This window comes from Paraburkholderia caffeinilytica, assembly GCF_051027425.1.
GTDB lineage: Bacteria > Pseudomonadota > Gammaproteobacteria > Burkholderiales > Burkholderiaceae > Paraburkholderia > Paraburkholderia caffeinilytica_A.
Genome location: NZ_CP186553.1, coordinates 1598684 through 1612388, shown reverse-complemented (window position 1 = coordinate 1612388; position 13705 = coordinate 1598684). Strand labels below are relative to the sequence as shown.

The 13705-nt window shown below is 64.6% G+C and carries 14 protein-coding genes; 12 read left to right on the top strand and 2 right to left on the bottom strand.

Features of this window, described 5'->3' with window-relative positions; genetic code table 11:
* The first annotated feature begins 19 nt into the window (after positions 1-19).
* The 8 genes from fhcD (at position 20) to ACOSV0_RS27635 (ending at position 6680) form a co-directional block, all read left to right on the top strand.
* Complete coding sequence (gene fhcD, locus ACOSV0_RS27670) at positions 20-991, top strand: formylmethanofuran--tetrahydromethanopterin N-formyltransferase (RefSeq protein WP_434115516.1); 972 nt, start codon at positions 20-22, stop codon at positions 989-991.
* Positions 988-1833: a formylmethanofuran dehydrogenase subunit C gene (locus ACOSV0_RS27665; RefSeq protein WP_434115514.1), complete on the top strand. Its 846-nt coding sequence runs from the start codon at positions 988-990 to the stop codon at positions 1831-1833. Before fhcD ends, ACOSV0_RS27665 begins: the two co-directional genes overlap by 4 nt.
* Before the next feature lie 137 nt (positions 1834-1970).
* Positions 1971-2537: a cytochrome b gene (locus tag ACOSV0_RS27660; RefSeq protein ID WP_434115512.1), complete on the top strand. Its 567-nt coding sequence runs from the start codon at positions 1971-1973 to the stop codon at positions 2535-2537.
* A 193-nt stretch (positions 2538-2730) separates the two neighbouring features.
* A complete protein-coding gene (pqqB, locus tag ACOSV0_RS27655; RefSeq protein WP_434115510.1) occupies positions 2731-3651 on the top strand; it encodes a pyrroloquinoline quinone biosynthesis protein PqqB in 921 nt (306 codons plus the stop codon).
* 87 nt (positions 3652-3738) lie between these two features.
* Entirely contained in the window at positions 3739-4500 is a 762-nt protein-coding gene (pqqC, locus tag ACOSV0_RS27650; protein ID WP_434115507.1) for a pyrroloquinoline-quinone synthase PqqC, read from the top strand.
* Positions 4497-4796, top strand: a complete 300-nt coding sequence (gene pqqD / locus ACOSV0_RS27645; RefSeq protein ID WP_434115505.1) for a pyrroloquinoline quinone biosynthesis peptide chaperone PqqD — start codon at positions 4497-4499, stop codon at positions 4794-4796. Before pqqC ends, pqqD begins: the two co-directional genes overlap by 4 nt.
* A gap of 4 nt (positions 4797-4800) precedes the next feature.
* Positions 4801-6021 carry a pyrroloquinoline quinone biosynthesis protein PqqE gene (pqqE, locus tag ACOSV0_RS27640; protein ID WP_434115503.1) on the top strand — a complete coding sequence of 407 codons (1221 nt, stop codon included), beginning with the start codon at positions 4801-4803 and terminating at the stop codon, positions 6019-6021.
* A complete protein-coding gene (locus ACOSV0_RS27635; protein ID WP_434115501.1) occupies positions 6018-6680 on the top strand; it encodes a response regulator in 663 nt (220 codons plus the stop codon). The genes pqqE and ACOSV0_RS27635 overlap by 4 nt, the downstream gene beginning before the upstream one ends.
* Here the strand turns inward: ACOSV0_RS27635 and ACOSV0_RS27630 are convergent.
* Positions 6650-7660, bottom strand: a complete 1011-nt coding sequence (locus ACOSV0_RS27630) for a histidine kinase (protein ID WP_434115499.1) — start codon at positions 7658-7660, stop codon at positions 6650-6652. The two genes, ACOSV0_RS27635 and ACOSV0_RS27630, sit on opposite strands and share 31 nt — an antisense overlap.
* Positions 7661-7865: 205 nt before the next feature.
* Between ACOSV0_RS27630 and ACOSV0_RS27625 the strand changes: the two genes are divergently transcribed.
* The gene (locus ACOSV0_RS27625) at positions 7866-10250 is read left to right on the top strand and encodes a TonB-dependent receptor (RefSeq protein WP_434115497.1); all 2385 of its coding nucleotides are present in this window, start codon (positions 7866-7868) and stop codon (positions 10248-10250) included.
* 62 nt (positions 10251-10312) lie between these two features.
* Here the strand turns inward: ACOSV0_RS27625 and ACOSV0_RS27620 are convergent, their stop codons facing one another.
* Positions 10313-11428: a beta-propeller fold lactonase family protein gene (locus ACOSV0_RS27620; RefSeq protein ID WP_434115496.1), complete on the bottom strand. Its 1116-nt coding sequence runs from the start codon at positions 11426-11428 to the stop codon at positions 10313-10315.
* Positions 11429-11643: 215 nt separating this feature from the next.
* On the opposite strand from ACOSV0_RS27620, the gene ACOSV0_RS27615 reads away from it, so the two are divergent.
* Genes ACOSV0_RS27615 through ACOSV0_RS27605 form a run of 3 tightly spaced genes read left to right on the top strand, consistent with a single transcriptional unit; the run spans position 11644 to position 13655 of the window.
* Positions 11644-12405, top strand: a complete 762-nt coding sequence (locus tag ACOSV0_RS27615; protein WP_434115494.1) for an energy transducer TonB — start codon at positions 11644-11646, stop codon at positions 12403-12405.
* Between the two features lie 21 nt (positions 12406-12426).
* The gene (locus tag ACOSV0_RS27610) at positions 12427-13242 is read left to right on the top strand and encodes a MotA/TolQ/ExbB proton channel family protein (RefSeq protein ID WP_434115492.1); all 816 of its coding nucleotides are present in this window, start codon (positions 12427-12429) and stop codon (positions 13240-13242) included.
* On the top strand, positions 13233-13655 hold the full coding sequence (locus tag ACOSV0_RS27605; protein ID WP_434115490.1) for an ExbD/TolR family protein: 423 nt from the start codon (positions 13233-13235) through the stop codon (positions 13653-13655). Before ACOSV0_RS27610 ends, ACOSV0_RS27605 begins: the two co-directional genes overlap by 10 nt.
* Positions 13656-13705 lie beyond the last annotated feature (50 nt).

Here is a 13705-nt window from a genome sequence, read left to right as displayed (position 1 = left end):
AACAGGTGAAACGCACACGATGAGCGACCCGGCGACCCTGCAGATCAACGGCACCACGATCGACGCCACCTTCGCGGAAGCCTTTCCGATGAAGGCGACCCGGCTCGTCATCACCGCGCATACGCCGGCGTGGGCGATGAACGCCGCCCACTCGCTGACGGGTTTCGCGACCTCGGTGATCGGCTGCGGCTGCGAGGCCGGCGTCGAACGAACGCTGGCCGCTGAGGAAACGCCGGATGGCCGGCCTGGCGTCGCCGTGCTGCTGTTCGCGGTATCGTCGAAGGAATTGGCGAAGCAGATCGAACGGCGCGTCGGACAATGCGTACTTACGTGTCCGACCACGGCCGTATACGGCGGCATCGATCCGGAAACGAGCCGCGCACCGCTTTCCGACCGCGCGCCGCTTGGCAGCACCTTGCGCTTTTTCGGCGACGGCTGGCAGATCTCGAAGATGCTCGGCGACACGCGCTACTGGCGCGTGCCGGTGATGGACGGCGAGTTCGTCTGCGAAGAGACGGCGCTCACCGTCAAAGCCGTGGGCGGCGGCAACCTGATCCTGCTGGCGCGCGATATCGACGCCGCGCTCGCCGCCGCCGAGGCCGCGGTCGCCGCGATGCGCAGGCTCCCGAACGTGATCATGCCGTTTCCGGGCGGCATCGTGCGGTCGGGATCGAAGGTCGGCTCGAAATACAAAGGAGCGAGCGCGTCCACCAACGATGCGTTCTGTCCGACCCTCATGGGCCTCTCGGCGCGCAGCGAACTGAGCGCGGAGGCCGGTTGCGTGCTCGAAATCGTGATCGACGGGCTCACCGATGCGGACGTCGGCGCGGCCATGACCGCGGGTATCGCCGCGGCCGCCGGGCTCGGGCAGCCGGCGGGCCTGCTGCGGATTTCGGCGGGCAATTACGGCGGCAAGCTGGGGCCTTACCACTTCCATCTGCACAACCTCGCTGCGGGTCTCACATCGGGCCCCGAGGGGAGCCGCGCATGAGTCTTCGCACAACGCTGCGCGTGAAAACGCCCCCGGGTTTCCGCGTCGACGCTTCTGCCTTGCTGCCGGTGCGGCTCGCGGCCATGAGCGTGGCGGAAATCGAGCGCATCGTCCTGCCTGCGGGCAATGACAGGTGTATCGTGGGCGACGTGTTCGAGGTGTCGCGCGGCGAAGCTACCCCTGCATTGGAAGCGCCTCACGCCGGCGCCACCCTGGTGATCGAGAACGCCGCGCCATGGCTCGACCGCGTCGGCGCGCGGATGACGGACGGCCATCTTGTCGTGCACGGTTCGACCGGCGATTACAGCGGGTTCCAGATGGCGGGCGGCGTGTTGCGCATCGAAGGCGATGCCGGCCACTTCACCGCGTGCGAAATGCGCGGCGGCCGGTTGACGGTAACCGGCCATTGCGGCGATTTCGCCGCCGGCGCGCTCGTCGGCGACATGGAAGGCATGACGGGCGGCACGCTGACGATTCATGGCAATGTAGGCGCACGGCTCGCCGATCGCATGCGCCGCGGCCTTGTGCTGGTCGGTGGCAATGCGGGCGAATTTGCCGCGTCACGGCTCGTGGCGGGCACCATCGGCATCGCCGGTCAACTGGGCGCGCATTATGCATACGGTATGAGGCGCGGCACGCTCCTGCTTACACAGCGGCCTGCGCAATTGCCGCCGACTTTCACCGGAGGCGGTCGCGGTTTCGACGTGTTCTGGGCGCTCCTCGTGCGCAGTCTCGCCGGCGAAATCGCACCCTTTTCTCAGTGGCACGCAGCGAGTTTGCCGACGCGCTACGCAGGCGACCTCGCGGTCGACGGACGCGGCGAAATACTGGTCGTAAGCTAATCGCCGAAAGCCCTTTCGGGCCGAGCAACAGGCAGTCAAACAGTGTTCGACAGAGACACCGCATAACTAGCAACGAATTTGCATGGAACGAGAGTAGCGCGCTAAAGCGCGAACTCCGGCCAACAAAGGAGACAGGCATGACGATGGCGCATTCTCCCCCCGCACAGCCGGGCGCCGACGCATCCGCGCCGCGCTATGCCGGCTCGATGATCGCGCTGCATTGGCTGATCGCGCTCGGCATCGTCGGCCTGCTTGCGCTCGGGCTCTACATGATCGGACTGCCGAAGGGTTTGCCTCTCAAAGCGACCCTGCTCAACCTTCACAAATCGCTCGGATTAACGGTTTTCCTGCTGGTGCTTCTCCGCATCATGGCGCGTGTGGCCCTCCACCGGCCGCCCTTGCCGCCGATGCGACCGTGGCAACGCGCCGCCGCGCGCACTACGCAGGGTCTTTTATACGTAGCAATGGTCGCGATGCCGCTATGCGGCTATCTCGGTTCGTCGTTCAACCGCTATGGGACTCGCTTCTGGGGCATCCCGCTGCCGAAGTGGGGCTGGGACGACGCGGGCTTGCGCGAGCTCTTCTTCGGCCTCCATCAGGCGATCGGCTATGCGCTGATCGCGCTGATCGCACTGCACGTGGCCGGCGCGCTCAAGCACCAGTTGATCGATCGCGACAATCTGCTTGCGAGGATGCTGCCATGATGCGGTACGGGTCACTGACTGGGTTACAGCCGGGGTCAAAGCCGGGGTCAAAGCCGAATTCACAGCCGAGTTCGCGGCGCGCTTCGCCGCAAGCGCCGCTGACGGTCGACGCGCTGCACGAACGCGTTGCCCACGCACTCACGACGATGTTCCTTCCAACCGTTCACGAGGGGCGCATTCTGCGCCACGCGGCATGAAGATCAAGGTACTCGGCTCATCGGCGGGCGGCGGCTTTCCGCAATGGAACTGCAATTGCCGCAATTGCGACGGCGTGCGGCGCGGCACGATAAAGGCGACGCGGCGTACGCAATCGTCCATCGCGGTGAGCGCGAACGGCGAGGACTGGCTGCTCGTCAATGCATCCCCAGACCTGCTCGCACAGATCGCCGCCAACCCGGAACTGCAACCGGCCCGCCGCGCGCGCGACAGCGGCATAGCCGCGGTGCTGGTCATCGACGCGCAGATCGACCACGTCACCGGCCTGCTGATGCTGCGCGAGCGCGACACGCCGCTGCCGCTCTACGCCACCGACGCGGTATGGCAGGACCTGCGCAGCGGTTTTCCGGTCGCGCCGATCCTCTCGCACTATTGCGGCGTCGAGCATCACCGCATCGCGCTGGACGGTGCGCCGCTGGCCGTCGACGCGCTGAACGGCGTGCAGATCGACGCGCTGCCGCTGTCGAGCAAGGCGCCGCCCTACTCGCCGCATCGCAATGCGCCCGAGCGCGGCGACAACATCGGACTCGTCTTCACGAACCGGCAAACCGGCAAGCGCGCGTTCTACGCACCGGGCCTCGGCGCAATCGAGCCACATGTGCTCGCGGCGATGCGCGAGGCGGATCTGCTGCTGGTCGACGGCACGCTGTGGACCGGCGATGAAATGATCCGCCTGGGTCTCTCGAAGAAGACCGCCGCCGATATGGGCCATCTGCAACAGTCCGGCCCGGGTGGCATGATCGAAGTGCTGGACTCGCTTGACGCTCACCCCATCCGGAAGGTGCTGATTCACATCAACAACACCAATCCGATTCTCGTCGAGGATGGCCCCGAGCGCCGCATCCTGACTGAACACGGTATCGAAGTGGCGAACGACGGAATGACGTTCGACATATGAAATGACGCTGTGAGGCGAGACGATGCGAGACGATGCAATGAAGCGTCAGTTGAAAAGCACAGCCATGAAACAGGAGACGGAGACGGCATGAACGCAAAAGACACCTTAGGCACGGCGCCGCCGCGGGACACGGAGACGAGCGGGCGAAGCGGACGTGACGACCGGCCCGCCTGGAGCCGCGAAGAATTCGAAGCCCAGTTGCGGGCAAAAGGCACCGCGTATCACATCCATCATCCGTTCAATGTGAAGATGAATAGCGGCGGCTGTTCGCGTGAGCAGATTCGCGGCTGGGTCGCCAACCGTTTCTACTATCAGATCAATATCCCGCTGAAGGATGCGGCTGTGCTGTCGAACTGTCCGGATCGCGAGACGCGCCGCCGCTGGGTGCTGCGCATTCTCGATCACGACGGCTATGGCGACGAGGAAGGCGGCATCGAAACATGGGCGCGTCTTGGCGACGCGGTCGGCCTCTCGCGTGACGACCTGTGGTCGCTGAAACAGGTGACGCCCGGCGTGCGCTTCGCCGTCGACGCCTATGTGAATTTCGCGCGCCGCGCGCCGTGGCAAGAATCGGTCTGCTCGTCGCTCACCGAAATGTTCGCGCCGCAGGTTCACCGCGACCGGCTCGCGAGTTGGCCGGAACACTATCCGTGGATCGAGCCTTCAGGTCTTGCATATTTCCGCTCGCGCATTTCGCTGGCGCAGCGCGACGTGCAGCACGGACTCGAAGTCACGCTCGATCATTTCACACGGCACGAGCAGCAGGAGCGCGCGCTCGAGATCCTGCAATTCAAGCTCGATATCCTGTGGACCATGCTGGACTCGATCGAAAAGGCCTTTCCGCAATGACCGATCTGCCACGCGCCGGCGCCACCATGCCCACCACGCCCACCATCGATCGTCCGACGATCAGCAAGCTCTTTCGTCTGCAATGGGAGCCTGCTCAGAACGCTCACGTGCTGCTCTACCCCGAAGGCATGGTGAAGCTCAATCAGAGCGCCGCGGAAATCCTCAAACGTTGCGACGGCACGCGCGATATGGACACACTGATCGCCGACCTGGAACAGGCGTTCAACACGACCGGGCTCGCTCCCGAAGTGCGGGCATTCGTTGCCGACGCGCAGTTGCGCGGCTGGCTGGAGTAACGCCATGACGGACCTCTCGCAGCCCGCTGCCGACACACAGACTCACGCGGCCTCGACCGGCGTCGCGCCGCCGCTCTGGCTGCTCGCGGAACTGACTTATCGCTGTCCGCTGCACTGCGCGTTCTGCTACAACCCGGTCGACTATACGGATCACAGCCGCGAACTCAGCACGGACCAATGGATCGACGTGCTGCGTGAGGCGCGCGCGCTCGGCGCCGCGCAACTGGGATTTTCGGGCGGCGAGCCGCTCGTGCGCGACGATCTCGAAGTGCTGGTCGGCGAGGCGCGCAAGCTCGGCTTTTACACGAATCTGATCACCTCCGGCATCGGTCTCACGGACAAGCGCCTCGGCGATCTGAAGGCGGCCGGCCTCGATCATATCCAGTTGTCGTTCCAGGATTCGACCCAGGAACTGAACGACTTTCTCAGCAGCACCCGCACCTTCGATCTGAAACGGCGCGTTGCCGCATCGATCAAACAGCACGGCTTTCCGATGGTGCTCAACTGCGTGCTGCATCGCTACAACCTGCCGCACGTCGACAAGATCATCGAGATGGCGCTCGCGATGGGCGCCGAGTACCTGGAGCTCGCGAACACGCAGTACTACGGCTGGGCGCATCAGAACGAAGCGCAGTTGATGCCGACACGCGAACAGATCGACGAAGCCGAAGCGGTGGTCGAGCGTTACCGCCGCACGCATGGCGAACGCTGCAAGATCTTCTTCGTCGTGCCGGACTATTTCGAGCGGCGCCCGAAGCGCTGCATGAACGGCTGGGGCGCGGTGTTTCTCGGCGTCGCTCCGGACGGCGCGGCGCTGCCCTGCCACGCCGCGCGCAGTTTGCCCGGACTCGTGCTGCCGAACGTGAAAGAGACGCCGCTGCGCGAGATCTGGTACGAGAGCGACGCGTTCAACCACTTTCGCGGCCTCGCCTGGATGAAGGAGCCCTGCCGCAGTTGCGACGAGAAGGAACGCGACCTCGGCGGCTGCCGCTGCCAGGCCTATCTGCTTACCGGCGATGCGGCCAATGCCGACCCCGTCTGCGACAAGTCGCCTGCGCACGACACGGTGGTGAAGGTAGTGAACATGGCACGGCGCACCGCCGCCGCGATCGAGCCGCGCGAGCAGCCGATCCTGTTTCGCAACGACGCCAACTCGCGCAAGCTCGCGTCCACCGCGGTGAGCGGCAAGACGGGCGGCCACAGCGGCACAGGAGGCTCACCATGACAGCGGGAGACATCTCCGTTTTGCTCGTCGACGATCACGCGGTGGTGCGCGAAGGGTACCGGCGCCTGCTCGAACTGAATGCCGACGTGCATGTATGCGGCGAGGCCGCCGACGCCGCGCAAGCCTATCAGCGTTTTTGCGCGCTGCGGCCGGACGTGGTGGTGATGGACGTTTCGTTGCCGGGCGCGAGCGGCATCGAAGCGATGCGGCGCATGCTCGCGCGCGAACCGGATGCGCGTGTGCTGATCTTCAGCGTGCACGAGGATGCGATTTTCGTGCGCCGCGCGCTCGACGCCGGCGCGCTCGGCTACGTGACCAAGGCCAGCGCGCCCGACGTGCTGGTCGAAGCGGTCCGCACCATCGCCCGGCGCGCGGGTTATCTGAGCCCGGATATCTCGCAAGCGCTCGCGCTGCGCAACGCGTTCAGCGAAGGCCCGCCCGGGCGGCAGTTGTCGGCCCGTGAATTCGAAGTGCTACGTTTGCTCGTACAGGGTTATACGCTGCCGAGCATCGCCGAAAAACTGGGACTCAGCCAGAAGACCGTGGCCAATCACCAGTCCGTGATCCGGCAGAAATTCGGCGCCGACAACGGCGTGCAGCTCGCACAGATGGCGAACCGCCTCGGGCTTCAGCTCACGGGTTCGGCAAGCCCTGCGTGAGCGGGCACGCGCGCGCAGAACAGGAAACCGCCTGCCGGCTTGCTCGCCACGTGAAATTCGCCACCGAGCGCCTCGACGCGCTCACGCATGCCGATCAGGCCAAGGCCGCCGCGCGGCTTCTCGAGGTCGGCGCCGGGGCCGTCGTCGGCCATGGTGACGACGATTTCGTCGATAAGCCGGGTCTCCTGCCGCCCTTGCGCCTCGCGCGGCGCACGCACCATGAACACCTCCACGCGTGAGCTGCGGGCAAACTTCGAGACATTGGTCAGCCCTTCCTGCACGAGCCGGTAAAGCGTGATGGTCAGCGTATCGCTCAGACCGGCGAAATCTCCTTCGATCGTCAGCGAGAACGACGCGTCCGGCAGCCGTTCGCGCCAGCCGTCGACGCAATGCTCGAGCGCGCTCGGCAGGCCGAACTCGTCGAGGCCGATGGGCCGCAAACGCCGGATCATGCCGCCGATCTGCCGGTAGACGTAGCTTGCACTCTGAATCAGGCCGAGCGATATGCGATGAATCTCCGGCTCGCGTCCGCTGGACAGATCGCGGATACGCGCGGCGTCGAGCGAGATCGCATTCAGGTACTGGCCCAGTTCATCGTGCAGCTCGCGCGCCAGATGGCGGCGCTCGAGTTCCTGTACCTGCAACGCCTGATTGTCGAGACGCCGGTTGTCGGCAAGCAGACGTTCGGCCTGCTCTTCCAGCACGCAGCGGCGGCTCAGCTCGCGGCGCGTCTCGCGATAGCGGCGCCATGCAAACCAGGCGAGGCCGATGGAGAGCACACACAGCGTGCCCGGCAATTCGTCGAGCTGGAAGCGCTCGAGGCCCCGCGTCCAGCGATAGGCCCGCTCGCTGAAATCGAACGTCGCGCCGAGCACGGCAGCCAGCACCGTCAGCGCGAGCACCCACGCAAGATCGCGCCGTACCGCCGAATGCGGCGGTACGCGGCGCGCTGAAGAAGGGTTCGAGGGGTCGCTTGACATCACGTTTGCATTCTACTCAAGTGGGTCGCACACAGCGGTTTGTTGCAGCGCGTTTGGGAACGCTTCCCCGCGATATCGGGAAAAGCTCCCGGGTTTCGCGCAGCGGCCTATGCGAAGCTTTGCACACACCGAAAGAAAGCGCCATGCAAGCTGTAACGCGGTTGCGCTCACAAAGAAAAACGTCGATCCGGCAGGAGACAAAACGATGAATATGCCATCCCGCGCGTGCCGCACTTCCCTCCTGGCAGGCTTATCAGGCTTGCCCGGCTTGCCGCGCTTCCGGCGGCGCGCCGGCCTCACCCTCTGCTTCGGCGGCGCCCTTGCAAGCCTGTCCGTCACGGCGTGGGCGCAGGCCGACACGGCCGCGCCAGCCGTGGCGGCATCGTCCGCCGCGCCTGCCGGTGCAAGTCCGGACGCCGATACGGTGAAGCTCGCGCCGATCGTCGTGGTCGGCACCACGCCGCTTCTCGGCATCGGCACGCCATTGTCGCAAGTGCCGGCCAATGTGCAGACCGTTCACGCCCAGGACCTTGAACAACAGCACCGCAGTACGCTCACCGATTACTTCGCGAAGAACCTGCCGAGCGTCGATATCGCGGATGCGCAAGGCAATCCGTATCAGGTCAACATCAACTACCGCGGCTTCACCGCGTCGCCGTTGCTCGGCACGCCGCAAGGCCTCTCGGTGTTCGTCGACGGCGTGCGCGTGAACGAACCGTTCGGCGACGTGGTGAACTGGGACCTGCTGCCGCAACAGGCGATCGACACGATCCAGCTGATCCCTGGTTCGAATCCGACCTATGGGCTCAACACGCTGGGCGGCGCACTCGCGATCACGACGAAAAACGGCAAGACCAGCCCCGGCGGCGAGGCCGAGGTGACGGTGGGCTCCTGGGGCCGCAAGACCGCGCAGATCGAACAGGGCGGCACCATCGGACAAAACCTGGACTACTACGTGACCGGCAGCGTGGCGAATGACGACGGCTGGGCGGAGCAGAATTCCAGCCGCGTACGGCAGGCGTTCGGCAAGCTGCGCTATACCGATGCCGACACCACGCTGTCATTATCGGCAGGCGGCGCCGACAACGATCTGCAGGGCACGCAGACCATTCCGCGCTCCTTCCTCGGCAATCCGAAGCAGCCCTATACGTACCCCGACCAGAATCTGAACAGCGCCGCCTACGTGACGCTCTCAGGCGACCACTACTTCAACGACCACGTCGAACTGAGCGGCAATCTCTATTACCGGCATTTCCGCAACGACAACATCAGCAGCAACACCAATTCGAATTTCGGCTCGGTAGAAGACGACGGCGACATCGACACCACCCAGGCGACCAACGAAAAATCGATCGTCTCGACCGACAGCTACGGCGCAGCCCTGCAACTCACGCTGCTCGGCAAACTCGGCGGGATGGAGAACCAGTTCGTCGCGGGCGTGTCGGCGGATATTGCCAACTCCCAGTACACCCAATCCTCGCAGGACGCCGTCTTCACCGATTCACGCGCGACCGTCGGCATTGGCGATTTCACGCAGGAAACCGCGGCGAAAACGCGCAACGGCAACTACGGCATCTATCTGGAAGATACCTTGTCGCTCACGAAGCAATGGACGCTGACGCTCGCCGGACGTTACAACTGGGCGGACGCCACGATCGGCGACTCGAGCGGCACGCAACCGCAACTCGACGGCCACCATACGTTTTCCCGCTTCAATCCGGCGATCGGCATCAACTGGAATCCGACCTCCGCGTTCACAGCGTATGCAACCTACAACGAGGGCATGCGTTCGCCAACCGCCATCGAACTGGCCTGCGCCGATCCGGCCGCGCCCTGCTCGCTGCCGAACGACTTCGTGTCGGATCCGGCGCTCCAGCCGGTGATCTCGAAGACCTTTGAAATCGGCGCACGCGGACGGATCGGCCGGGCGACGACCTGGAGCGCCGCCGCTTACAGCACGACGCTCGACAACGACATCGAATTCATCAGCAGCAATGGCGCCACCAGCAACCAGGGGTTTTTCCAGAACGTCGGACGCACGCGCCGGCAAGGTATCGAACTGTCCGGACACAGCCAGTTCGGACCGCTCGCCGTCACGGCCAGCTACAGCTACGTCGACGCGACCTACCGGTCGAGTTGGACCGAAAACAGTCCGAGCAACTCCAGTGCGGATGCGAATGGCAACATCACAGTCAAGCCGGGCGATCATATTCCCAGCATTCCGGCGAACACCGTCAAGCTGCAACTCGACTACGCCGCCACCGCGAAATGGAACATCGGTACGAACCTGACCTGGCGAGGCAGCGTCTATGCACAGGGCGACGAAAACAATCAGGATGTGAACGGCAAGATCGCAGGCTATCTGCTGATCGATCTGGACACCTCGTATCAGGTGACGAAGCAACTCCAGGTCTTCGCGAGCATCACGAACCTGCTCGACAAGCGCTACGCGAGCTTCGGCGCGCTCGGCGAGAACTTCTTCAACGGCCCGAACCATACGTTCGACGGCGCCAATCCGACCAACGAACAGTTCGTCGGGCCAGGCGCGCCGCGCGGCTTCTGGGTCGGTTTGCACTACGCATGGAAGTAGTGCGATAAGGGCGGTGGCGTGAGTCGATCGACGAGAGCGAACGACTCACACGCAGCGAGCGATCAATGCGATTCGATCGAACCGTCGCTATGCGGATAGGTGACGATGCCCCAGGCTAACGGCAGTTCGCCGATCTGCCTGATCGGCTGATAATTCTGTGCGTCGAGCACATAGACCGCATCGGAGCGCCCGCAGGCCACCAGCAGCTTCGCGCCGTCCGGCGTGAAGCTGAAGTGCCAGCAGCGCTGTCCGACCGGTACGTCGGCGAGATGCTCGTAGCTGTGCCCGTCGAACACCTGGACCGTCTTGTCGCGCGCCGCGGCGACGAAGAGCCGCTTGCCATCCGGCCCGAATGCGACCCCGTACGGTCCGAGCTTCGTGTCGACGGTCTTGACGACCTGGAACGTGTGCGCATCGATAACCACGAACTTGCTCAGCGATTCGAGCGTGACGATATAGTCCTTGCCGTCGGGCGACAAACGGATGCCGCGCGGGCGGCCGCCTGCCGCGAGCTTCACGGTTCTGACCGGTGCACCCGTGCGGGCGTGATAGACGGAAACCGTATCGTCGCCCTCATTGGTCACGAGCATCGTGTGGCCGTCGCGTGAAAATTCGATGCCTTCGGTTTCATGGCCGCTCGTCACCGAACGAATCACCCGCCATGTCTTCATATCGACAATCGCGATTTCCGCGGGCGGCTTGTTGGCGTCATCGTCATCGGCACCCGGTTTGCCGTTGGGTGCGTTATTGGCCGCGGGCGGCCCGCCCTCTTCGCCGGGTTCGTAGGTCACGTACGCATAGCCGTTGCGCACGCGCACATATTCGGGGTTCTTGCCGATCTTCACGCGCTGCACGACCTGACCCGAGGCCGTGTCGATCACCGCCAGGTCACCGGTATTCTTGCTGGCCACCAGAAGCCGTGTGCCGTCCGCATTCAGACTCAGGCCGCGCGGGCCGTCAGCGCCGACCGGAAACGTCTTTGTCAGCGTCATCTGATCCAGATCGATCACGCCGACGCCGGCCTTCTCGCTGGTCACGTAGGCCACCGGGGCGGCAGCGCAGGCCGTGCTCGCGGCGAGCGCGAGTGTGAACGCCGTGGCGGCGGCAGCGGTGACAGTGGTGACAGCGAAAGCGAGGGAACGTTGTGGGGTTCTGATGCGAAACCGTGTCTCCAGCATTGTTGTACTCCGTAGTGAAATCGCTGCGCCGCGAAAGCTCGCGGCATTCAAGCAAAGTAGTCCATCCGGGGCTCGTTTGACAACGGACATCGGGCGGGAGATTTTCCCGAATTGACGCTGTGGGGCCACCGGCAGTTCAAAAACGCGGTGCAGGGGTGGAAAATGAACGCGGAGGTGGCCAATGCGAGGCCTCGACCGTCATGCTGCAGCTTGCGATGGCAACGACTGGATATACCGCAATCGATGCGGCACGGCGCCGTCGGGTCGTCGTGGCGCTGGGCGCCGTGATCGCCGCGCATGCGGGCCTGCTCGTGTGGGCGTTGGCGGTACGGGACAGGACCGTCGAGCGGACCGTCGAAGAGCCGACCATCGTTGCGGCGTTGTTGAGGGATGAGCCGGCGGCTATTGCCCCTGTCGTGCCCGCGCCGGCCGCCGTGAGCGCGGCGCCGCAAGCCGGGCATCCTCCGGTACGGAGCAAACCCCTGCCTCAGCCTCGTCTCAAGGCGCCGAGCAGCGCAGCAGCACCGGGCTTGACGACCGCGCCGCTTTCACGCGACATGACGAGAGAGACCACACCTTCGCCGGGACCTGCGGCGCCGCCCGTTGCCGCCGAGCCCTCGCCCGCCACATCCGCCGCCACACCCGCCGCGACTGCGTCCGCGACCGCCGCCGGGCGCACGGTGCCGGCGACGAGCACGCCAAGAAGCGTCTCGCACATCGACTGCGACATTCCCAAACCGGATTATCCCGACATATCGAAGCGCCGTAATGAAAGCGGCACGGCGATCGTCCGATTCGTAGTGGGCCTGAGCGGCCGTATCGAAACGGCTCAACTGCAAAAGAGCAGCGGCTATCCCCGGCTCGACGACGCCGCGCTCGCCGCCATTCACGGCGGAACCTGTCAGCCGTACAGGGAAAACGGCGAAGCGGTACGCGCCGCCTATTCGCAATCGTTCGTCTTCGGATTGACCGACTAACCTGAGTCAAAGGAAACGACCATGCACCACTATGGCCTCGCGAATGTCTGGGAAAACGGGGATATCGTCACGCGCTGCATTCTGGGCACGCTGCTGATCATGTCGGTCCTGTCGTGGACGGTGATCCTCGTCAAGCTATGGACCATCATGCGGATCAAGCGCGTGACACACCAGGCCGAAGCGCAATTCTGGCGCGCGGATCGTTTCGAAGACGGGCTCAGGAGTCTCGGCGCCCACGCGTCGGGGCCGGCTCAGCGCGACAATCCGCTTCTGGCGCTCGCTCTCGCCGGCGAGGAAGCCGCGGCCCATCATCAGCAGACCCAGACGCATCTGCACGACCGCATCGACGTGTCGGACTGGATCACACGCCGCCTGCAAGACACGATGGACGACGCCATCGCACGCATGCAAAGCGGGCTGGCGGTGCTGGCGTCGATCGGCAGCACCGCGCCGTTTGTGGGGCTCTTCGGGACCGTGTGGGGCATTTACCACGCGCTGATCCTGATTGGCGAGACCGGCCAGACATCGATCGATCATGTCGCCGGACCGGTCGGCGAGTCGCTGATCATGACGGCCTTCGGCCTCTTCGTGGCGATACCCGCGGTGCTGGGATACAACGGTCTGACGCGTGCCAACAAATCGATCGTGACCCGGCTCAAGCGTTTCGCGCATGGCCTGCATGCTTATTTCGTGACCGGATCGCAACTGCCGTCGAGTAGCGGCCCCGACATGCGCATCGTGCCGCGCAGTGTTGCCGGAACTAACGGCGGAACCAACGGCGGAACCCATGACGGAGCCCAGGACGGCACGAACGACGGAGCGCTCAAATGGCAATGACCCCGTTCTCCGACGACGACGAAAGCGGCCTGATGAACGAAATCAACATGACGCCGCTCGTCGACGTGATGCTGGTGCTGCTGATCATTTTTCTCGTCACCATTCCAGCGATGCAACATGCGGTAAAGATCGATCTTCCGCACGCGAGCAGCCAGCCGGACAACGTCAAACCCGCGCATCTGGACGTCGCCGTGCAGGCGGACGGCTCGATTCTGTGGGACGGCCGTCCTGTGGCCGACGACGTTTTGCGCGCGAGAATTGCCGAGGCCGCTCGCGCGAAGCCTCAACCCGAACTGCATTTACGCGCCGACCGCAAGGTGCCTTATGAGCGCGTCGCCGACGTGATGTCGGCCGCGCAGGCCGGCGGGCTGACGAAAATCGGTTTCGTGACCGATCCCCGGGCGAAGAAGTAACGCGGCGTTCCGCGCGGACACACGGCGTGCCGGCACATCGCGAACACCTA

What these genes read in the sequence shown, in the direction of transcription:
- fhcD (WP_434115516.1), top strand. Translation starts at nt 20, where the DNA reads ATGAGCGACCCGGCGACCCTGCAGATCAACGGCACCACGATCGACGCC.
- ACOSV0_RS27665 (WP_434115514.1), top strand. Translation starts at nt 988, where the DNA reads ATGAGTCTTCGCACAACGCTGCGCGTGAAAACGCCCCCGGGTTTCCGC.
- ACOSV0_RS27660 (WP_434115512.1), top strand. Translation starts at nt 1,971, where the DNA reads ATGACGATGGCGCATTCTCCCCCCGCACAGCCGGGCGCCGACGCATCC.
- pqqB (WP_434115510.1), top strand. Translation starts at nt 2,731, where the DNA reads ATGAAGATCAAGGTACTCGGCTCATCGGCGGGCGGCGGCTTTCCGCAA.
- pqqC (WP_434115507.1), top strand. Translation starts at nt 3,739, where the DNA reads ATGAACGCAAAAGACACCTTAGGCACGGCGCCGCCGCGGGACACGGAG.
- pqqD (WP_434115505.1), top strand. Translation starts at nt 4,497, where the DNA reads ATGACCGATCTGCCACGCGCCGGCGCCACCATGCCCACCACGCCCACC.
- pqqE (WP_434115503.1), top strand. Translation starts at nt 4,801, where the DNA reads ATGACGGACCTCTCGCAGCCCGCTGCCGACACACAGACTCACGCGGCC.
- ACOSV0_RS27635 (WP_434115501.1), top strand. Translation starts at nt 6,018, where the DNA reads ATGACAGCGGGAGACATCTCCGTTTTGCTCGTCGACGATCACGCGGTG.
- ACOSV0_RS27630 (WP_434115499.1), bottom strand. Translation starts at nt 7,660, where the DNA reads ATGTCAAGCGACCCCTCGAACCCTTCTTCAGCGCGCCGCGTACCGCCG.
- ACOSV0_RS27625 (WP_434115497.1), top strand. Translation starts at nt 7,866, where the DNA reads ATGAATATGCCATCCCGCGCGTGCCGCACTTCCCTCCTGGCAGGCTTA.
- ACOSV0_RS27620 (WP_434115496.1), bottom strand. Translation starts at nt 11,428, where the DNA reads ATGCTGGAGACACGGTTTCGCATCAGAACCCCACAACGTTCCCTCGCT.
- ACOSV0_RS27615 (WP_434115494.1), top strand. Translation starts at nt 11,644, where the DNA reads ATGGCAACGACTGGATATACCGCAATCGATGCGGCACGGCGCCGTCGG.
- ACOSV0_RS27610 (WP_434115492.1), top strand. Translation starts at nt 12,427, where the DNA reads ATGCACCACTATGGCCTCGCGAATGTCTGGGAAAACGGGGATATCGTC.
- ACOSV0_RS27605 (WP_434115490.1), top strand. Translation starts at nt 13,233, where the DNA reads ATGGCAATGACCCCGTTCTCCGACGACGACGAAAGCGGCCTGATGAAC.